Source organism: Aphanothece stagnina RSMan2012 (assembly GCF_046764815.1).
Classification (GTDB): domain Bacteria; phylum Cyanobacteriota; class Cyanobacteriia; order PCC-6307; family Cyanobiaceae; genus NIES-981.
Genome location: NZ_JBKOUC010000002.1, coordinates 207927 through 226021 on the forward strand (window position 1 = coordinate 207927; position 18095 = coordinate 226021).

Annotated in this window: 20 protein-coding genes, 1 tRNA gene and 1 other RNA gene; 10 read left to right on the forward strand and 12 right to left on the reverse strand. The window is 71.3% G+C overall.

Going from position 1 to position 18095, the window contains the following annotated elements:
* Positions 1-76: 76 nt before the first annotated feature.
* An RNA gene (gene ffs, locus ACLNEE_RS02725) (signal recognition particle sRNA small type) lies at positions 77-173 on the reverse strand.
* A gap of 40 nt (positions 174-213) precedes the next feature.
* Here ffs and panB point away from each other — a divergent pair.
* A complete protein-coding gene (gene panB, locus ACLNEE_RS02730; protein ID WP_411421582.1) occupies positions 214-1032 on the forward strand; it encodes a 3-methyl-2-oxobutanoate hydroxymethyltransferase in 819 nt (272 codons plus the stop codon).
* Here the strand turns inward: panB and hemW are convergent.
* Positions 920-2236, reverse strand: coding sequence for a radical SAM family heme chaperone HemW (hemW, locus tag ACLNEE_RS02735; protein WP_411421581.1), 1317 nt, complete (start codon positions 2234-2236; stop codon positions 920-922). The genes panB and hemW overlap by 113 nt on opposite strands.
* A gap of 100 nt (positions 2237-2336) precedes the next feature.
* Between hemW and ACLNEE_RS02740 the strand changes: the two genes are divergently transcribed.
* The 6 genes from ACLNEE_RS02740 (at position 2337) to ACLNEE_RS02765 (ending at position 7343) form a co-directional block, all read left to right on the forward strand.
* Positions 2337-3512 carry a PIN/TRAM domain-containing protein gene (locus tag ACLNEE_RS02740; protein WP_411421580.1) on the forward strand — a complete coding sequence of 392 codons (1176 nt, stop codon included), beginning with the start codon at positions 2337-2339 and terminating at the stop codon, positions 3510-3512.
* Positions 3513-3543: 31 nt separating this feature from the next.
* Positions 3544-4242, forward strand: a complete 699-nt coding sequence (locus ACLNEE_RS02745) for an ATP-dependent Clp protease proteolytic subunit (protein ID WP_411421579.1) — start codon at positions 3544-3546, stop codon at positions 4240-4242.
* A 72-nt stretch (positions 4243-4314) separates the two neighbouring features.
* Positions 4315-4917 (forward strand): ATP-dependent Clp protease proteolytic subunit, encoded by a 603-nt coding sequence (locus ACLNEE_RS02750; protein WP_411421578.1) that lies wholly within the window; start codon positions 4315-4317, stop codon positions 4915-4917.
* A 69-nt stretch (positions 4918-4986) separates the two neighbouring features.
* Positions 4987-5982: a ketol-acid reductoisomerase gene (ilvC, locus tag ACLNEE_RS02755; protein ID WP_411421577.1), complete on the forward strand. Its 996-nt coding sequence runs from the start codon at positions 4987-4989 to the stop codon at positions 5980-5982.
* A 28-nt stretch (positions 5983-6010) separates the two neighbouring features.
* Positions 6011-7051, forward strand: a complete 1041-nt coding sequence (gene cbiB / locus ACLNEE_RS02760) for an adenosylcobinamide-phosphate synthase CbiB (RefSeq protein ID WP_411421576.1) — start codon at positions 6011-6013, stop codon at positions 7049-7051.
* A gap of 49 nt (positions 7052-7100) precedes the next feature.
* The gene (locus ACLNEE_RS02765) at positions 7101-7343 is read left to right on the forward strand and encodes a hypothetical protein (protein ID WP_411421575.1); all 243 of its coding nucleotides are present in this window, start codon (positions 7101-7103) and stop codon (positions 7341-7343) included.
* A 26-nt stretch (positions 7344-7369) separates the two neighbouring features.
* Here ACLNEE_RS02765 and ACLNEE_RS02770 read toward each other — a convergent pair whose 3' ends face one another.
* The 9 genes from ACLNEE_RS02770 to hisF form a co-directional block, all read right to left on the reverse strand.
* Complete coding sequence (locus tag ACLNEE_RS02770; RefSeq protein ID WP_411421574.1) at positions 7370-7678, reverse strand: YciI family protein; 309 nt, start codon at positions 7676-7678, stop codon at positions 7370-7372.
* Positions 7679-7701: 23 nt separating this feature from the next.
* Positions 7702-7947, reverse strand: a complete 246-nt coding sequence (locus ACLNEE_RS02775; RefSeq protein ID WP_411421573.1) for a hypothetical protein — start codon at positions 7945-7947, stop codon at positions 7702-7704.
* 319 nt (positions 7948-8266) lie between these two features.
* Positions 8267-8351, reverse strand: a tRNA-Ser gene (locus ACLNEE_RS02780).
* Positions 8352-8391: 40 nt separating this feature from the next.
* A complete protein-coding gene (locus ACLNEE_RS02785) occupies positions 8392-10425 on the reverse strand; it encodes a ComEC/Rec2 family competence protein (RefSeq protein WP_411421572.1) in 2034 nt (677 codons plus the stop codon).
* A gap of 55 nt (positions 10426-10480) precedes the next feature.
* Positions 10481-10672, reverse strand: a complete 192-nt coding sequence (locus tag ACLNEE_RS02790) for a hypothetical protein (RefSeq protein WP_411421571.1) — start codon at positions 10670-10672, stop codon at positions 10481-10483.
* Positions 10669-11568, reverse strand: a complete 900-nt coding sequence (gene glyQ / locus ACLNEE_RS02795) for a glycine--tRNA ligase subunit alpha (protein WP_412006744.1) — start codon at positions 11566-11568, stop codon at positions 10669-10671. Before glyQ ends, ACLNEE_RS02790 begins: the two co-directional genes overlap by 4 nt.
* Positions 11569-11638: 70 nt before the next feature.
* The gene (ubiE, locus tag ACLNEE_RS02800) at positions 11639-12349 is read right to left on the reverse strand and encodes a bifunctional demethylmenaquinone methyltransferase/2-methoxy-6-polyprenyl-1,4-benzoquinol methylase UbiE (protein ID WP_411421569.1); all 711 of its coding nucleotides are present in this window, start codon (positions 12347-12349) and stop codon (positions 11639-11641) included.
* Entirely contained in the window at positions 12336-12665 is a 330-nt protein-coding gene (locus tag ACLNEE_RS02805; protein WP_412006746.1) for a hypothetical protein, read from the reverse strand. Before ACLNEE_RS02805 ends, ubiE begins: the two co-directional genes overlap by 14 nt.
* 79 nt (positions 12666-12744) lie before the next feature.
* Positions 12745-13524: an imidazole glycerol phosphate synthase subunit HisF gene (gene hisF / locus ACLNEE_RS02810; protein WP_411421568.1), complete on the reverse strand. Its 780-nt coding sequence runs from the start codon at positions 13522-13524 to the stop codon at positions 12745-12747.
* A gap of 112 nt (positions 13525-13636) precedes the next feature.
* On the opposite strand from hisF, the gene petP reads away from it, so the two are divergent.
* From petP to ACLNEE_RS02825, 3 genes are read left to right on the forward strand one after another with little or no spacing between them, the layout of a single operon-like run.
* Positions 13637-13852 (forward strand): cytochrome b6f subunit PetP, encoded by a 216-nt coding sequence (gene petP, locus ACLNEE_RS02815; protein ID WP_411421567.1) that lies wholly within the window; start codon positions 13637-13639, stop codon positions 13850-13852.
* 10 nt (positions 13853-13862) lie between these two features.
* Positions 13863-14843, forward strand: coding sequence for a chlorophyll synthase ChlG (gene chlG / locus ACLNEE_RS02820; RefSeq protein WP_411421566.1), 981 nt, complete (start codon positions 13863-13865; stop codon positions 14841-14843).
* Between the two features lies 1 nt (position 14844).
* Positions 14845-17061, forward strand: a complete 2217-nt coding sequence (locus ACLNEE_RS02825) for a transglycosylase domain-containing protein (RefSeq protein ID WP_411421565.1) — start codon at positions 14845-14847, stop codon at positions 17059-17061.
* On the opposite strand, the gene rsmB is transcribed toward ACLNEE_RS02825, so the two are convergent.
* A partial coding sequence (gene rsmB, locus ACLNEE_RS02830) for a 16S rRNA (cytosine(967)-C(5))-methyltransferase RsmB (protein WP_412006745.1) occupies positions 17058-18095 on the reverse strand: 1038 nt, incomplete at its 5' end. The two genes, ACLNEE_RS02825 and rsmB, sit on opposite strands and share 4 nt — an antisense overlap.

An 18095-nucleotide genomic window follows, 5' to 3' on the forward strand; every position in this document is an offset into this window, starting at 1 on the left:
TCCCGGGTCGTCAGTTCCCGGGTCGTCAGTTCCCGCGGGGTGAGCCACGGATGCGGCTGAGCGCCCGGCTGAAGAGGGTGACCCGGAATCCACGCCTGCCCCGAGCATCCCGTGTGGCTGCTCCCTTCCGGTCCTGACCAGATTTGGGCGTCAGGGCCGCGTGGGTCCGAGTCGCGTGGATGCTAGCAATGGCCTCCCCGCCTTCCGAGCACCGTGCCCCTGCGCCCTGCCGATCTGGCCCGACGCAAGCAGGCTGGCCTGCCGATCAGCGTGCTCACCGCCTGGGACGCCCTGTCCGGCGCGCTGGTCACCGAGGCCGGCGCCGATGCGGTGCTGGTGGGGGATTCCCTCGCCATGGTGGTGCTGGGCCACCCCACCACCCTGCCGGTCACGCTCGACGAGATGCTCCACCACTGCCGTGCCACCGCACGGGGGATGGCCAGTGCCTGCTCGAGCGGCCAGGAGCCTTTGCTGATCTGCGATCTGCCGTTCCTCACCTACCAGTGCAGCGCCGATGACGCCGTGGCGGCGGCTGGGCGGGTGCTCAAGGAGACCCCCGCCGCCGGCGTGAAGCTGGAGGGCGCTGAACCCGAGACCCTGGCCGTGATCGATCGGCTGGTCCGCAGTGGGATCCCCGTGATGGGGCATCTGGGCCTCACCCCCCAGGCGGTGCATCGCACCGGCTACCGGCGACAGGGCAACGACGCGGCCAGCCGCCAGCGGCTGCTGCGCGACGGCCGCGCCCTGGAGGAAGCCGGCTGCTTCGCCCTGGTGATCGAACACGTGCCGGCCGACCTGGCCGGTGAGCTCAGCCGCAGCCTGAGCATCCCGGTGATCGGCATCGGGGCCGGGGAGGACTGCGACGGCCAGGTGCGGGTCACCGCCGACCTGCTGGGCCTCACCAGCCGCCAGCCGCCCTTCAGCCCCCCGCTGATTCCGGGCCGCAGCCTGGCGGTGGAGGCCCTGCGTCGCTGGCTGGCATCCCAGCCCCATCCCACCAGACCAACAGCTCCCGCAACACCGCATTGCTGAGCGCCAGGCCGGCGGGATCGCTGAGTCGCCATCGCGAACCCTCCACCAGCAGCAGTCCGCGCTGCAGCCACGGCCGGAGCCGTGCCGCCAGGGCAGCCAGCGCCCCATCCACGGCTGGGGGGTCCAGACCGGCCTCCTGCAGCAGGCGGGGCAGCCTCACCCCCTCCCGGCGCCGAAGGCCCACCAGGAGCCGTTCATCGAGGGGCAGGGCGCCGGCCGGCTGCCGTCCAGGCTGCGCTCCCCCCTGCCCCTCGGCCAGGGCCTCCAGCCAGGCCGCATAGGCCGCACGGGTGCGGGGGCGCGCCTGGCGCCGGCCGTCGGGGGCTGCCGTGGCCCCGAGTCCGAAGCCCCACCAGCCGGCGCCGCTCCAGTACACCCGGTTGTGCCGGGAGGCATGGCCGGGGATGGCGTAGTTGGAAATCTCGTAGTGCCCGTAGCCGGCGGCTTCCAGCTCTGACCAGGTGAGCTCCATCAGATCGGCGGCGAGATCGGGATCCGGCAGCTCCAGCTCACCCAGGGCCTCGCGGCGGGCGAACACGGTGCCCGGCTCGATCGTGAGGTCGTAGACCGAGAGGTGGGGCGGCTCCAGGGTCGCGGCCTGGCGCAGCTGCTGACGCCAGGCTGCGAGGGTCTGGCCCGGCACCGCCTGGATCAGATCCAGACTCCAGCTGCGCAGCGCCCCCCGGGCACGGGCCTGGGCCAGCCACCCCGCCGCCTGCCGCAGGTCAGCCCCGCGGTGGCGGCGGCCCAGGTCCAGGAGCACCGCATCATCGAAGCTCTGGCCTCCCAGGCTCACGCGGTTGACGCCAGCCGCCAGGTAACCGGCCAGCCGTTGCCGGTCGAAGCTGGCCGGATCCAGTTCGAGGGTGATCTCCGCCGCGGCCGCCAGGCCGAACTGTCCGTCCAGATCCTCCAGCAGGGTGCCCACCTGGGCCGGCTCGAGCAGCGAGGGCGTGCCCCCGCCGAGGTACACCGTGCTCAGGGGCGGCCCCGCCGGGCCGAGGGCGATCTCCCGCCGCAGCAGGGCGAGATAGGTCGCGATCGAGGCTGCCCCGGGCTGGCCCGGAACGGCGCCGGCCCTGTCACCCAGGGGGACCACGGGAAAATCACAGTAGAAGCAGCGCCGGTGGCAGAAGGGGATGTGGAGGTAGGCACTGCGGGGCGGCCAGGCCAGGGGTTGGCACACCGCGTCTGACGCGCTCAACGGTGCGGGTCCGATCAAGGGCGGTTACCCCCTCCGGCCAAATGTCCCGGTTTCAGGCATGCTGCCATGTGGATTGATCGGGCAGCCACGCAAGGCGGGAATGGTGGACTCCCTCATCCTGATCCTGTTCGTGATCTCCGGCGCCGCCGCCGGCTGGCTCGGCGTCGATCTGCTGCCAGAGCACCTGCTGCTGCAGGTGGACAGGCCCGAGGGCCTGCGCACCGTGCTGGGGGGATTCGGCGCCTTCTTCGGTCTGATCGCCGGCTTTTTTTTCTCCCAGCTGCGGCGGCGGCTCATGCAGCAGGTGCGCAGCATGCCCACCGACCTGCTGATCAGCCGGGCCGTGGGCCTGATCCTCGGCCTGCTGGTGGCCAACCTGCTGCTCGCCCCGATCCTGCTGCTGCCCCTTCCCTGGGAGGTGGTGTTCGTCAAGCCGCTGGCCGCCGTGCTCAGCAACGTGTTCTTCGGCGTGTCGGGCTACAACCTCGCCGAGGTGCACGGCCGAACCCTGCTGCGCCTGTTCAGCCCGGGCAGCACCGAGGCCCTGCTGGTGGCCGAGGGGGTGCTGCAGCCCGCCACCGCCAAGATTCTCGACACCAGCGTGATCATCGACGGCCGCATCCGGGGCCTGCTGGATTCCGGACTGCTGGAGGGGCAGGTGATCGTGGCCCAGAGCGTGATCGATGAGCTCCAGGCCCTGGCCGACTCCGCCAACGCCGAGAAGCGGGGCCGGGGCCGCCGCGGCCTGAAGCTGCTCAGTGAACTGCGCGACCAGTACGGACGCCGGCTCGTGATCAACAGCACCCGCTACGAGGGCAAGGGGGTGGACGACAAGCTCCAGGCCCTCACCGCCGACACCGGCGGCACCCTGCTCACGGCCGACTACAACCTGGCCAAGGTGGCGGAGGTGAAGGGGCTGCGGGTGCTCAACCTCAGTGAACTGGTGATCGCCCTGCGGCCCGAGGTGCAGCCGGGCGATGAACTCCAGCTCAAGATCGCCCGGGAGGGCAAGGAGGCCGACCAGGGGGTGGGCTACCTCGATGACGGCACCATGGTGGTGGTGGAGGGAGCCCGGGACCGCATCGGCGAGCGCCTGCCGGTGATCGTCACCGGAGCCCTCCAGAACCCGACCGGCAGGATCGTCTTCGCCCGCAGCGAGGCGGTGATGCAGCCGGCGGCCGCGGCGGAGGCGGAGGGCGACGGCCACGGCGTCGAGGCTCGGCCCCCGCGCAGGGATCCCGGCAACGGCAAGCGCAAGCCGAGGCCCCCCCGCTAGGCTCCAGCCCAGTGCCTGCCAGGGTCCACGGATGTCGGTGTCAGCCCCCTACTACGGCGATTCCGCCGTGATGCGCACGCCACCACCGGACCTGCCCTCGCTGCTGCTCAAGGAGCGGATCGTCTACCTCGGCCTGCCGCTGTTCAGCGACGACGAGGCCAAGCGGCAGATGGGCATCGACGTGACGGAGCTGATCATTGCCCAGCTGCTCTATCTGGAGTTCGACAACCCGGAGAAGCCGATCTTCTTCTACATCAACTCCACCGGCACCTCCTGGTTCACCGGCGACGCGATCGGCTTCGAGACCGAGGCCTTCGCCATCGCCGACACCATCCGCTACGTGAAACCACCGGTGCACACGATCTGCATCGGCCAGGCCATGGGCACCGCCGCGATGATCCTCAGCGCCGGCACCAAGGGCCAGCGCGCCGCCCTGCCCCACGCGACGATCGTGCTGCACCAGCCCCGCAGCGGCGCCCGGGGCCAGGCCAGCGACATTCAGATCCGGGCCCAGGAAGTGCTGCACAACAAGCGCACCATGCTCGAGATGCTGGCCGAGAACACCGGCAAGAGCGTCGAGGAGCTCTCCAGGGACTCCGACCGGATGACCTACCTCACCGCCGAGCAGGCCAGGGACTACGGCCTGATCGACCGGGTGCTCACCAGCCAGAAGGAGCTGCCGGAGGGCGTGCCGCTCGCCGCCGACCGCAGCCCTGCCGGGATCGGCTGAGCCCACCCAGCCCAGCCGGCTCCAGCCCCGCCCCTTTTCCCCTTTCCATCCCCGACCCGCCGCTTCCAAGCCATGCCCATCGGCACCCCCAGCGTTCCCTACCGCCTGCCCGGCAGCCAGTACGAGCGCTGGGTCGACATCTACACCCGCCTGGGCGTGGAGCGGATCCTGTTTCTGGGCTCGGAGGTCAACGACGCAGTGGCCAATGCCCTGGTCGCCCAGATGCTCTACCTCGACTCCGACGACAATTCCAAGCCGATCTACCTCTACATCAACTCCCCGGGGGGATCGGTGACCGCCGGTCTGGCGATCTACGACACCATGCAGTATGTCAAGAGTGACGTGGTGACCATCTGCGTGGGTCTGGCCGCCTCGATGGGTGCCTTCCTGCTCGGCGCCGGCACCAAGGGCAAGCGGCTCGCCCTGCCCCACAGCCGGATCATGATCCACCAGCCCCTGGGCGGCACCAGCCAGCGCCAGGCCAGTGACATCGAGATCGAGGCGAAGGAGATCCTGCGGATCAAGGACATGCTCAACCACAGCATGGCCGAGATGACCGGCCAGCCCTTCGAGAAGATCGAGAAGGACACCGACCGCGACTACTTCCTCAGCGCCGCCGAGGCCAAGGACTACGGCCTGATCGACCGGGTGATCGCCCATCCCAGCGAGGCCTGAACCAGCCCGGACCGGGGCCGGGCACATGCGTAAGCTCGATCCCTGCTCCCTGCCTGCGCACCTGCCCGGATGGCCCAGCTCTTCTACGACTCCGACGCCGATCTCAGCCTGCTGGAGGGCAAGACGGTGGCCATCATCGGCTACGGCTCCCAGGGCCATGCCCACGCCCTGAACCTCAAGGACAGCGGCGTGAACGTGGTGGTCGGCCTCTACGAAGGCAGCCGCTCGGCCGAGAAGGCCCGGGCCGACGGCCTCGAGGTGCTCAGCGTCGCCGACGCCTGTGCCAAGGCCGACTGGATCATGGTGCTGCTGCCCGATGAGATCCAGAAGGCGATCTACGAGAAGGAGATCGCGCCCCACCTGAGCGCCGGCAAGGTGCTGAGCTTCGCCCATGGCTTCAACATCCGCTTCGGGCTGATCCAGCCCCCCGCCGATGTGGACGTGGTGATGATCGCGCCGAAGGGTCCCGGCCACACCGTGCGCTGGGAGTACCAGAACGGCATGGGCGTGCCGGCGCTCTTCGCCGTGCAGCAGGACGCCAGCGGCAAGGCCCGCGACCTGGCCATGGCCTATGCGAAGGGGATCGGCGGCACCCGGGCCGGCATCCTCGAAACCAACTTCAAGGAGGAGACCGAGACCGACCTGTTCGGTGAGCAGGCCGTGCTGTGCGGCGGGCTGAGCGAACTGGTGAAGGCCGGCTTCGAGACCCTCGTGGAAGCGGGCTACCAGCCCGAGCTGGCCTACTTCGAGTGCCTCCACGAGGTGAAGCTGATCGTGGATCTGATGGTCAAGGGCGGCCTCACCGCCATGCGCGACTCGATCTCCAACACCGCCGAGTACGGCGACTACGTGAGCGGCCCGCGACTGATCACCGCCGACACCAAGGCCGAGATGAAGCGCATCCTGGCCGACATCCAGGACGGCACCTTCGCCCGCAACTTCGTGGCGGAATGCGAGGCCGGCAAGCCCGAGATGAACCGGATCCGCGAGCGCGATGCCCAGCATCCGATCGAGCAGGTCGGCAAGGGCCTGCGCGCGATGTTCAGCTGGCTGAAGGCCGCCTGAGCGGCTGGGGCAGTCGCCCCAGCTGAACATGCTCCCTGATCCCCTGCTGCTGGTGCTGGCGGCCGCAGCCCTGGACCGCGTCCTCGGTGACCCCCGCGCCTGGCTGCATCCAGTGCAGGTGATGGGCTGGTGGATCGGCGGCCTGCGCCGGGCCGCCGAGCACTGGGCAGGCGATCGCCCCGGCCGGCTACGGCTGGCCGGCATCGGCATCACCCTGGCGGTGGTGGGCCTCAGCGCGACGGCCGGCTGGATGGTGGAGCGCCTGTCCCTGGTCGGCACGCTCGGGCGCGTCGTGCTCGTGGTGGCCCTGGCGAGCGCCCTGGCCGGGCGCAGCCTGGAGCAGGGCGTGCAGACCGTACTGAACGCCCTCCCCCCGGCCGCCGCCCCCCCCGACGAGCGCGGGCCGCAGCTCGAACCGGCCCGCCGGACGCTCGGCTGGATCGTGGGTCGGGACACGGCGGGCCTGGGGCGGGGCGAGATCCTGCGCGCCCTGGCGGAGACCGCCAGCGAGAACGCCGTGGACGGACTGTTCGCCCCCCTGTTCTGGATGCTGGTGGGCGCAGGGGTGATGGGCCTCTGGCCCCTGGCCCCCGGCCCCCTGAGCCTGGCCTGGGCCTTCAAGGCCGCCAGCACGCTCGATTCCATGCTGGGCTACCGGCGGGGACGCCTCACCTGGCTGGGTACCGCCGGGGCACGCCTGGATGACCTGCTGGTCTGGCTTCCGTGCCGGCTGGTGGCCCTCAGCCTGCCGCTGGTGCAGGGCCATGGCCTCCCCGCTGGCCTGGCCCTGCTGAAGCGAGCCCTTCAGGACGGCGCACCCGACCCCTCGCCGAACGCGGGGGTCTCCCAGGCCGCCTATGCCCATGCCGTGCAGGTGCAGCTGGGCGGGAGCAACAGCTATGGGGGAGTGCGGAGCCGCAAACCGCTGCTGGCGGCGGGATGCCCAAGGCCGGAGCGGGCAGCGGTGGACACCATGCTCCGGCTCAGCCGAAGACTCGAACTGCTCTGGCTGGCGGTGGCGGTGCTGGCAGCGATCGGCGCGACGTTCATCACGAAAGCTCTCAGCTGATTGCCCAGCAGGGCGGATCTGCCGAAGCTTTTCCCACGTCCATGGGCCCATGCCGATTCGCGAACTCCTCGAAGAAGCGATGAAGGAGCCCGACATCGGGACCACCCCTCGCTTTCGCTGGCACGCCACGCCGGTGGGGATAGCGGCCCTGTGGCATGCGGGCCAGGCCCCCACCGCTCCCCCCTACGACGACGCCCTCAAGGAAGCCCTGCAGGTCGGCCTGGACCTGAGCCGCGAGGAGCGGGAATTCCATCAGATCAGTTCCGGACTGGTGCTCCTGTTCCATTCCTGATCCGGCCGGGCTCGAACCCGGCAGCCTCAGGGGGAGTCGAGGTGGCCTGCGCCGAACACCGTGGCCCATTCGTGCAGGGTCCAGCGCACACATCCCGCCAGGATCAGGGGGTCGTGGCGCACCAGGGCCTCGGCCTCCGCCCAGTCGCCGGCCCAGAACAGCAGCATGCCACCGGCTCCATCGCCTGAGCAGCCGCGGCGATCAGCCCAGTAGCCACTCATCGGGCGGTGACCCCGGCGCTCGAGCTCCGCCAGCCAGGAGAGGTGCTCCGGCACCACCACATCGAAGCTCGGCTTCGGCACGATGCCTTCCTCCAGCTTGACGAACCAGGGCATGGGCCGAACGCAGGGGGAGGCCGTCAGGCGTCAGGATGGTCGACGGCCATGGGATCGACGGCCAGGGGATCGGGGGTGGCGGGACAGGTGCCGGTGCCGCGCAGCCCCTCGAAGAGATCGCCCAGAACGGTGGCCATGGCGCTGGGCAGGGTGGCGGTGGGCACCGAGTCGGCCGCCAGCACGACCATGGCGCAGGCATCCATCAGACGCGAGGCCTCCTGAGCGTTGAGGGAGACCAGGAACTCCCCATCGCACCGGGTGATCCGCATCACCGCCCCCTGTTGCGTGGTTCTCCAATGAGACTAGGCACGCTGTCGGGGTGGCGCAGCGGCAGCAGAACCCTGAGGACGGGGGTTCACGGTCTGTAATAAGATTTTCATTAAGACGTTCCTCGGCGGACACCCCTCGGTGTTCGCTTTTTTTTGGCCTTTGGCACGGGTTAGCCCTGTTGGGCCCTGTTCCGGCGCAACCTGTCCCGGAGCGACCTGTTCCGGAGCAACCTGTTTCGGCGCAACCGGAACTGAGCCCACCGGAACCGGCCGGAAGGCCTGCCGCAGCAGCGTGCGACCGGAACGGATGCAACGGAAACGGAGAGGGTGGGATTCGAACCCACGGAAGGTTGCCCTTCAAACGATTTCGAGTCGTTCGCTTTCGACCACTCAGCCACCTCTCCAGGTGGTGGCCCTGCGGGCCTGGCGCACTGTAAGGAAGCCTCAGCCCCATCCCCGCTCCAACCAGCCACTGGCTCCGCTGGCGTGCCAGGCCGCGGGCAGCTGGGTGGAGCGGTTGCCGCTCAGCCAGACGGGAGCCACGCCGGTGGCGTGCAGCCAGTGCCCCTCGGAACGCCGGGGCACAAAACCCAGCCAGATCCCCTCGGCCCGGCCCGCCCCGGGCTGATCCCGCCAGGCCCACAGGGCCTGGCGATCGGGCAGCAACAGCCAGGGCCGCCCCCCGACCCCAAGCCGGATGGCGCGGCTGTCGAGGCTCAGGGCCTCGGCCGAAAGCCCGGGACTGTGGAGCCGCTGGCCGGGCTGAAGCGGCAGGCTGCCGTCCTCGCTGGCCAGCACCACGCCGCCCAGCTCGCCCCAGCAGGCCGGCTGTTCGGGAGCCACCGGATCGAGCAGCAGCACCCAGTCGAAGCGCCGAACCCCAAGGCCCGTGGCCAGCTGACGGGCGCGGCTGCAGCTGAACGGGTCCGCCTGGAGACTCACCAGAGCCGCCCGACCCTGATGGCGTGCCACCAGCAGGTCGCGGCTGCCCTGGTGCACCAGCAGCAGCCGATCCGCCCGCAGCAGGGCCAGATGGCCGACCACCGCCGCGCCCACCAGGGCCAGTGCCAGCCCGCGCCACCGCAGCCGCCCCCACAGCCCCGGCAGTGAAAGGCCCAGCAGCCCCCCGGCCAGCAGCAGCACCAGCAGGGGGGTCGGCCGCCCCAGCTGCATCTGGGCCATCGGCAGGGCGGCGAAACCCTGCACGACCGCCAGCAGCACGCCGCACAGCCAGGCCAGCGGGGGCAGCAGCCAGGCCAGCAACCCGGGCAGCAGCGCCGCCACCGCTGCCATGGCCATCGCCCCGAGCGTCAGGGGCGTGAGCAACGGGGCCACCACCAGATTGGCCGGCACCGCATAGAGCGGCACCACCCCGAAGTGGAACAGCTGCAGGGGGAGGGTCCAGAGCGAGGCCGCCAGGGGAACGGCGGTGGCGGCCGCCAGCCAGCCGGGGCACCAGCCGGGCAGGAGCCCGCGCAGCCCCTGCTCCAGGGGAGTCGCGGCGAGCACCAGGGCCGCCGTGGCCACGACGCTCAGCTGGAAGCCCACGTCGGCCAGCCAGTCCGGCCGGAGCAGCAGCAGCAGCAGGGCACTGGCCATCAGGATGCCGAAGGGACGGCCCCGCTGGCCGCTCTCCAGCACCGCCAGGGCCAGGGCGCCCATCAGAACGGCGCGCAGCACCGAGGGCTGGGGCCCCGCCAGGAGCACGAACAGGGTCATCGCCCCCGCCGCCAGGCCCAGCCGGGGGAGACAGGGCAGACGCCGCCCCAGGGGAAGCACCACCCCGAGCAGGACGCTGAGATGGAAGCCGGAAGCCGCCAGGGCATGGGAGAGCCCGGCGGCACGGAAGGCCTCCCGCACCTCCGCCGGCAACGGCACCCGGGCACTGCCGAGCACCAGCGCCGCCAGCACCCCGCCCCGGTCCGCCCCGGCCCGCTGCACCAGCTGCCGGGCCATGCGGCGGCGCAGGTCGGCGATCGGCGTGGCCGGACTCCAGCGGACCTCGTGACGCGCCACCTGAAGCTGGGTCGTGGCGCCCTGGCGCTGGAGGCGCTCCGCCGGCCCCGCCAGCAGGGGATGGGGGGCAGGTTCAGGCCGGCGCAAAAGCCCGGAAACGGCCAGCCGCCAGCCCTGGTGCAGGGACGGACAGTGCGCAAAGCGCAGTTCGGTCCGCCCCGCCGGCAGCTGGAGCAGAGCCCGGCAGGCACCGTCCGGACCAGTCGGCTGGGGATCGCCGAGCAGGGTGCCCCGCAGGGTCACTTCCAGGCGGCTGTCGCGGCTTCCGGCCGAGGCCGCAGCGGCCAGGCGCTCGAGCGGATCCCCCGCCACGGGCGGCGGCGGGGCGATCCCCAGCCAAAAGGCCCGCAGCAGGATCAGCGCCAGCAGGCCGGCCCAGACCAGCCGCCGGCTCCAGACCAGCCGTCCGGCGGGTCCTGCCGCTCCCCGCGGCTCCGGGGCCCTGGCCGCCACATGCTCCATGCCGGCAGCGTTGCCACAGCGGGCACCAGCCGCTGCGGGGGCAAGGCCCGCCAGCTCAGGCGCCCGGGATCCTCAGGAGCAGATCGCAGAGTTGCTCGCTCGGCAGCGCCCCATCCAGCAGGGGGGCCACCAGGGCGGCCAGGGGCCGCAGCCGGCAGGGCCAGATCTGGCGTTCACTCAGGCGGCCCAGCTGGAAGGCACCGAGCACCAGCACCGCCGTGAGCAGCCGCGCGCGCAGGGGGTTCATGCCGCGGCGGCCAGGGTCTCCCGCCGCTCCGGGCTCAGCAACGGGAAGCCGAGGGCCTCCCGCTCGGCCAGCCAGGCCTCCGCCACCTGGCGGGCAAGGGCTCGGATCCGTCCGATCGTGGCGGTGCGCTCGGTCACGGAGATGACGCCGCGGGCCTCCAGCAGGTTGAAGGTGTGGCTGCACTTGAGCACGAAATCGAGGGCCGGAGCCGGCAGCCCACGGGCCACCAGATCCGCGGCTTCGGCCTCGTAGAGCGCGAACAGCTGCTGCAGCCGCTCGGGATTGGAGGCCTCGAAGTTGTAGGTGCACTGCCCCTTCTCGAAGGGCAGCCAGAGATCGCCGTAGCTGCGCTCGGCGTTCCAGCTGAGGTCCCAGATGCTCTCGACATCCTGCAGGTACATCGCCAGGCGCTCGAGGCCGTAGGTGATCTCGATCGACACCGGCCGGCAGTCGAGCCCGCCGCACTGCTGGAAGTAGGTGAACTGGGTGACCTCCATGCCGTCGAGCCACACCTCCCAGCCCACGCCCCAGGCGCCGAGGGTGGGGGACTCCCAGTTGTCCTCCACGAAGCGGATGTCGTGCTCGGCCGCCCTGATGCCCAGGGCCTCGAGGGAGGCCAGGTAGGTCTCCTGGATGCCGTCGGGGCTGGGCTTGATCAGCACCTGGTACTGGAAATAGTGCTGGGCCCGGTTGGGGTTGTCGCCGTAGCGGCCGTCGGTGGGGCGGCGGCAGGGCTCCGGGTAGGCCACGGCCCAGGGCTCCGGGCCGATCGCCCGCAGCACCGTATGGGGGCTCATGGTGCCGGCGCCCTTCTCGGTGTCGTAGGGCTGCAGGATCAGGCAACCCTGCGCCGCCCAGTAGCCGTTGAGGGTGCTGATGATGTCCTGGAAGTGCACGCAACGCGCCCTGCGGGAGGGGTCTGACCTGGACCCCATTGTCCTCCTGGGGGTCCGGGGGAGGGCGGCTTCAGGCCTCGAGCTCCAGCAGCCCCATCAGCCCGGCGGCCAGGGGACGGTGGCGCACCTGCCGGAAGCCGGCCCTGCCCGCCAGGCGGACCTGCTCGGCCCCGGTCGGAAAGCGCTCCAGGCTCGCCTCGAGGTAGGCGTAATGCTCCCGCAGGCCGGCCAGGCCGGCGGCCGGCACCACCACCCGGCGCAGGCACAACCGCTGCAGGACAGCGGGGAGCGTTCCCGGCGCAGGTCGGTTGAAATCGAGCAACGCCGCCCGGCCGCCGGGCCGCAGCAGGCGATGCACCTCGGCCAGGGCCTCCGCCGGGTCGGCCAGGTTGCGCAGTCCGTAGGCCATGGACACCCCGTGGGCGCTGCCGGCCCCGAGACCGGAGGCCAGGGCATCGCCCTGGCGCCACTCCACGGCCAGCCAGGGCTGGCGGGCCGAGCGGGCGGCGGCGATCGCCAGGGGAGCGGCGGCCGCGTCGATGCCGATCAGCCGCCCGGCCGGCCGCACCCGCGCCGCCAGCACCAGGGCCAGATCGCCGGTGCCGCAGCAGAGATCCAGCAGGGTCTGGCCCGGGCGGGGACGCAGCCAGGCGACGGCCTGACGCTTCCAGACGCGGTGGAGTCCCAGGCTGAGCAGATCGTTGAACAGGTCGTAGCGCGGTGCGATCTGCTCGAACAGGCGCTGAACCTGGTCGGGATCCCCCGGCTTAAAACTGCCCATCCCAGGGCAGCACGAGGGAGTCTGGAAGCTGGTCGGGCAGGGAGATCGAATCGAGACTCACACCGGCATCGGGAGCGAAGCGCAGCCCACTGGCCTGGAGCCGGTCGGGGGCCGTGAAGGTGATCACCATCACCGTGGCCAGCCCGACCGCGGCGGAGCACACCATGCAGCCGGCCAGCATCAGGGAAAATTCCTGACGGTCATTGGCGGCCTGCATCAGCTGCAGGGCCCACGCCACCAGTGCCACCACGGCCACCACCATCAACAGGGCCAGGCCGGTGGCCAGGGTCGGCGACAGGGAATGAAAAGCAGACACCGCAAGAGGCCGGCCGAGGAGAGAGGTCTGCGGCACCGGAACCGCTTCCAAGGTAACGAGGCGTAACAACCGACCGCGATCAGTCAAGCGGCCGGATCGGCAGCCCCCGGGCCAGCAGCTCGGCCTTGATGGCCTCCACCGTGAGCACCCCGTCATGGAGCAGGGAGGCCAGCAGCGCCGCGGAAGCCGCCCCGCCGCCGGGCTCACGGCTGAGGGCCGCGGCGATGTGGTCGATGCAGCCGGCACCACCCGAGGCGATCACCGGCATCTCCACGGCCTCGGCCACGGCGCGGGTGAGGGCCAGGTCGTAGCCCGCCTGGGTCCCGTCACCGTCCATCGAGGTCAGCAGGATCTCGCCGGCCCCGAGGGCCGCCACGCGGCGGGCCCAGGCCACGGCATCGAGGCCGGTGTTCTCCCGACCCCCCTTGACGAACACGTCCCAGCCGTCGCCCTCCGGGCGCCGCCGTGCATCGATGGCCACCACGATGCACTGGCAACCGAAGCGCTCGGCGCCGCGGGCCACCAGGTCGGGATCCCGCACGGCGGAGGAATTGAGGCTCACCTTGTCGGCACCGGCCCGCAGCAGCTCGGTGATGCCCTCGACGCTGGCGATCCCCCCGCCGACGGTGAAGGGGATGGTGACCGCCTCGGCCGTGCGGCGCACCAGGTCCACCAGGGTGGAGCGGCCCTGGTGGCTGGCGGCGATGTCGAGGAACACCAGCTCATCGGCGCCGCAGGCGCTGTAGCGGCAGGCCAGCTCCACCGGATCGCCGGCGTCACGCAGCCCGACGAAGTTCACCCCCTTCACCACCCGGCCATCGGCCACGTCGAGGCAGGGAATGATCCGTTTGGCAACCATGGGCGCTCGGGGGCAGGGAGGAGGTCAGTGGTGGCTGGGGCAGGGGCAGGCCTGCCGGGAGCGCAGGCAGGCGCTGTTAGGGTTGCGCCACTTTTTCCCCGTCGCGATGGCCATGGCCCAGGCTGCCACGATCACCATCGGCTCCAAGGTTCGCGTGCTGCGGGTCCGCGACCGCATCCCTGCCGATCTGGTCGAGGCCCTGAAGGCCGACCCGACCGGCACGGTGACCGGCTTCCGCACGGTGGACGGCCAGGGCATCGGCCTGGAGGTGGACCTGGGCGCCGGCAAGGGCGCCTGGTTCTTCGACGACGAAGTCACCCTCGCCTGACCCCCCGGCCTTGACCAACAGCCCCAACCCCGAGGCGGCCAGCGGCTCCGCCGCCCGCCAGCTGCTGGGCATGAAAGGTGCCTCGGGCACCACCAACATCTGGAAGATCCGGCTGCAGCTGATGAAGCCGGTCACCTGGATCCCCCTGATCTGGGGTGTCCTCTGTGGTGCCGCTGCGTCCGGCCAGTTCAGCTGGACCCTGCCGAACGTGGGGGCCTCGATCGCCTGCATGCTGATGAGCGGCCCGCTGCTGGCCGGTTACACCCAGACGATCAACGATTACTACGACCGCGAGATCGACGCGATCAACGAGCCCTACCGGCCCATCCCCTCCGGGGCCATCCCGCTGGGCCAGGTGAAGATCCAGATCTGGGTGCTGCTGCTGGCGGGGCTGGGGGTGGCCTATGGCCTCGACCGCTGGGCCGCTCACACCACCCCGGTGCTGCTGCTGCTGGCCCTGGGGGGATCGTTCGTGAGCTTCATCTACTCCGCCCCACCGCTCAAGCTCAAGCAGAACGGCTGGCTGGGCAACTACGCCCTCGGGGCCAGCTACATCGCCCTGCCCTGGTGGGCCGGTCAGGCCCTCTTCGGCCACCTCACCTGGACCACGGCCCTGCTGACCCTGGCCTACTCCCTCGCCGGGCTGGGCATTGCGGTGGTCAACGACTTCAAGAGCGTCGAAGGCGACCGGGCCCTGGGCCTCCAGTCGCTCCCCGTGGTGTTCGGTGTCAGCCGGGCCAGCTGGATCAGCGCCGCCATGATCGACCTCTTCCAGCTGGCCATGGTTGCGGTGCTGGTCGCGATCGGGCAGCATTTCGCTGCCGTGCTCCTGGTGCTGCTGATCGTGCCCCAGATCACCTTCCAGGACATCTGGCTGCTGCGCGATCCTGTTACCTACGACGTCAAGTACCAGGCCAGTGCCCAGCCCTTTCTGGTGCTCGGCATGCTGGTGACGGCCCTGGCGGTCGGTCACAGCGCCCTGGTGGCGTGATGTGAGCCGCACCGTTCCCGCCAGAACCCAGGACGACCGCCAGCGCCAGAACCGCGGCGGCAAGGGCAGGCTCGTGCTCACCGGCCTGGTGGCGGCGGTGCTCGGCAGCGGCGTCGCGGTGGGACAGGCGGCGATCTTCGCGGGCCTCGACGGGATGCTCCCGGATGCCCGCGGCATCAACCACTACAACCGGCCCGGCACCCTCACCATCCTCTCGGCGGATGGCCAGGTGGTCCACAAGGTGGGGCCCGTCTCACGCGAAAAGCTCTCCAGCAGCTCCATCCCGCCCCTGGTGGAGCAGGCCTTCATCGCCGCCGAGGACCGCCGCTTCTACCAGCACGACGGAATCGATCCCCTGGGCATCGCCCGGGCCATGGTGCGCAACATCTCCCAGGGTTCGGTGGAGGAAGGCGCCAGCACGATCACCCAGCAGCTGGCCCGCACGGTGTTTCTCAGCCAGGACCGCACGGTGGTGCGGAAGCTCAAGGAAGCTGCCCTGGCAGGGAAGCTGGAGCGGCAGCTCACCAAGCGCCAGATCCTCACCGAGTACCTCAATCTGGTGTATCTGGGCTCCAGCGCCTACGGCGTCGCCGACGCGGCCTGGATCTACTTCTCCAAGAATCCCAGCCAGCTCACCCTGCCCGAGGCCGCCCTGATCGCGGGACTGCCGCCGGCGCCGTCGGTCTATTCGCCCCTGGTGAATCCCGATCTGGCCCTGCAGCGCCGCGCCGTGGTGCTGCGCCGCATGCAGGAAGCCGGCTACATCTCCGAGGGGCAGCGGCTGGAGGCCGAGGCGGCTCCCCTGGCCCTCAAGCCTGCCGAGCCCAAGTACTGGGTGAGCCGGGCGCCCTACTTCAGCAGCTGGGTGCAGCAGGAGCTGGCCGAGGTGCTCACTCCCGAGCAGCTCGAGGTGGGGGGGGTGACGGTGCGCAGCAGCGTCAACCTGGCCTGGCAGGAGCAGGCCCAGAAGACGGTCGAGGCCTCCACCCCGGGGAGCCTGGAAGGGGCCCTGGTGGCCATGGAACCGGGCACGGGCCTGGTGCGGGCCATGTCGGGGGGGAAGGACTACGAGAGCAGCCAGTTCAACCGGGCCACCCAGGCGCTGCGCTCGCCGGGCTCCACCTTCAAGCTGTTCGTCTACCTCACGGCGCTCAAGGAGGGGATGCTGCCGGAGCGCACGGTGGTGGACAAGGCCCGCTGCTTCGGCGGCTACTGCCCCCGCAACTTCGGCAACCGCTACTACGGCACCGTCACGATGGTGAAGGCGCTGCAGAACTCGCTCAACACTGTCGCCGTGAGCCTCCTGCAGGAGCTTGGCTTCGAGAAGGTGATCGCCACCGCCCGCAGCCTCGGGATCACGCGGGAACTGGGTCGCTTCTACCCCATGGCGCTGGGATCCGAGGAGCAGACCGTGCTCGACATGACCGCCGCCTATGCCGCCATCACCAACCGCGGCGTGTACGTGAAACCCACCCCGTTCGAGGAGATCCTCGGCCCCGACGGCGAGCTGCTCTGGAGCCGCCGGGTCGATGGGGAGCAGGGCCGCCGGGCCGTGAACAGCGACATCGCCGACGCCATGCTCTGGATGCTCCAGCAGGTGGTGCTCAACGGCACCGGTGGGGGCGCCGCGCTGGGGGACCGGCCGGTGGCGGGCAAGACCGGCACCTCGGAAGGGGGCCGCGACCTGTGGTTCATCGGCTCGATCCCCCAGCTCACCACCGGGGTGTGGCTCGGCTACGACAACAGCCGCGAAACCAAGAGCACCAGCGTCGTGGCGACCTATGCCTGGCGGCGCTTCATGGCAGCGATCACCAAGGACATGCCGGTGCTGCCGTTCCCGCCCAAACCCACGCTCACGGGCAGCTACAAACCCGCCAAGCCGGCCAAGCCCAGCCGCGCTTCCAGCCCTGCCACGCCAGCCCCCGCCCCCCGTCCGGCGGCACCACCCCCCAGAGAGGATCCGATCCCTCAACCCGCCGTGGATGCCGAGCCAGGTGAGGGTGAAGTTCCCGCTCCCCCCAGCCCCTCCTCCCCCGAGCCAGCACGGCCGAGCTCCGGGGCCACGGGACCGCTGCCCAAACCGGGCAGCACGCCCCGGCCCAGCGCCAGTCCCCGCCCCGAGGCTCCGGCCCCATCCGCCCCGGCCCCTGCGGCACCAGCTCCTGCCGCCCCACCGCCGCCGCCACCCCCTCCACCGGCACCAGCCCCGGCTGGCTAGCCGGGGGCCCGCAGCAGCGCCGCGAAGAATCCATCGCCGCTGCCGGGCGACGGCCAGACCTGCCAGCGGCTGATCAGGGTCCAGCCGGGGTTGGCCGCCTGCACGGCGTCGACCAGCTCGCCGTTCTCGGCCGGATGCACGGTGCAGGTGGCGTACACCAGGGAGCCGCCCGGCTTCAGCAGCGCCATCAGCGCGTCCAGCAGCTGACGCTGCAGGACCACCAGCTCGTCGATGGCCGACGGCTGGAGCCGCCAGCGGGCATCGGCATGGCGGGCCAGGGTGCCGAGGCCGGAGCAGGGGGCATCCAGCAGGATGCGATCGAAGCGGCCCCGCCAGCCGGGCTGCAGCTCGGCCAGCCGCGTCGCGTCCGCGGCCAGGGTCTGGATGCTGCCGAGGCCCAGCCTGGCGGCGTTGCGCTCCACCCGCTGCAGGCGCGCCGCGGAACGGTCGACCGCCCACACCACGCCGCTGTCCCCGATCCATTCGGCCAGGTGGGTGCTCTTGCCGCCGGGGGCGGCGCAGGCGTCCAGCACCCAGTCGCCGGGCCGGGGATCCAGCAGGGGCACCACCCGCTGGGCGGTGCGGTCCTGCACGCTCCAGTGCCCCTCCGCATAGCCCGGCAGACGGCGCAGCTCTCCCACCCGTCCCGAGAGGGCAATGCCCTGGGGCAGATCGGGGAGGGGCGTGGCCTCCACCCCGGCCGCCGGCAGGGCCTCCAGCAGGGCCGCGCGGCTGGTGCGCAGCGGGTTGACCCGCAGATCCAGGGCCGGAGCCTGGTTGCAGGCCATGGCGAAGGCCTCGGCCTGATCGGCCGGGCGCCACTGCAGCAGCAGCCGTGCCAGCCAGTCCGGCAGGGAGTGGCGCAGGCCCAGGCTGGCGGCCGGGTCCGCCGGCAGCTCCAGCCCGGCCCAGGGCGGGCTGGAGCTGCCGGCGGAGGCGGCCAGCCCCTCGCGACGGCGCTGGGCCTGGCGCAACAGGCCGTTGGCCACGGGGGCCAGCCGTCCCAGCCCCGCCCGCTTGGCCAGCTCCACCGT

What these genes read in the sequence shown, in the direction of transcription:
- ACLNEE_RS02750 (WP_411421578.1), top strand. Translation starts at nt 4,315, where the DNA reads ATGCCCATCGGCACCCCCAGCGTTCCCTACCGCCTGCCCGGCAGCCAG.
- hisF (WP_411421568.1), bottom strand. Translation starts at nt 13,524, where the DNA reads ATGGTTGCCAAACGGATCATTCCCTGCCTCGACGTGGCCGATGGCCGG.
- ACLNEE_RS02775 (WP_411421573.1), bottom strand. Translation starts at nt 7,947, where the DNA reads ATGCGGATCACCCGGTGCGATGGGGAGTTCCTGGTCTCCCTCAACGCT.
- ACLNEE_RS02790 (WP_411421571.1), bottom strand. Translation starts at nt 10,672, where the DNA reads ATGAACCCCCTGCGCGCGCGGCTGCTCACGGCGGTGCTGGTGCTCGGT.
- ilvC (WP_411421577.1), top strand. Translation starts at nt 4,987, where the DNA reads ATGGCCCAGCTCTTCTACGACTCCGACGCCGATCTCAGCCTGCTGGAG.
- ACLNEE_RS02740 (WP_411421580.1), top strand. Translation starts at nt 2,337, where the DNA reads ATGGTGGACTCCCTCATCCTGATCCTGTTCGTGATCTCCGGCGCCGCC.
- ACLNEE_RS02785 (WP_411421572.1), bottom strand. Translation starts at nt 10,425, where the DNA reads ATGGAGCATGTGGCGGCCAGGGCCCCGGAGCCGCGGGGAGCGGCAGGA.
- ubiE (WP_411421569.1), bottom strand. Translation starts at nt 12,349, where the DNA reads ATGGGCAGTTTTAAGCCGGGGGATCCCGACCAGGTTCAGCGCCTGTTC.
- petP (WP_411421567.1), top strand. Translation starts at nt 13,637, where the DNA reads ATGGCCCAGGCTGCCACGATCACCATCGGCTCCAAGGTTCGCGTGCTG.
- ACLNEE_RS02765 (WP_411421575.1), top strand. Translation starts at nt 7,101, where the DNA reads ATGCCGATTCGCGAACTCCTCGAAGAAGCGATGAAGGAGCCCGACATC.
- ACLNEE_RS02770 (WP_411421574.1), bottom strand. Translation starts at nt 7,678, where the DNA reads ATGCCCTGGTTCGTCAAGCTGGAGGAAGGCATCGTGCCGAAGCCGAGC.
- cbiB (WP_411421576.1), top strand. Translation starts at nt 6,011, where the DNA reads ATGCTCCCTGATCCCCTGCTGCTGGTGCTGGCGGCCGCAGCCCTGGAC.
- ACLNEE_RS02745 (WP_411421579.1), top strand. Translation starts at nt 3,544, where the DNA reads ATGTCGGTGTCAGCCCCCTACTACGGCGATTCCGCCGTGATGCGCACG.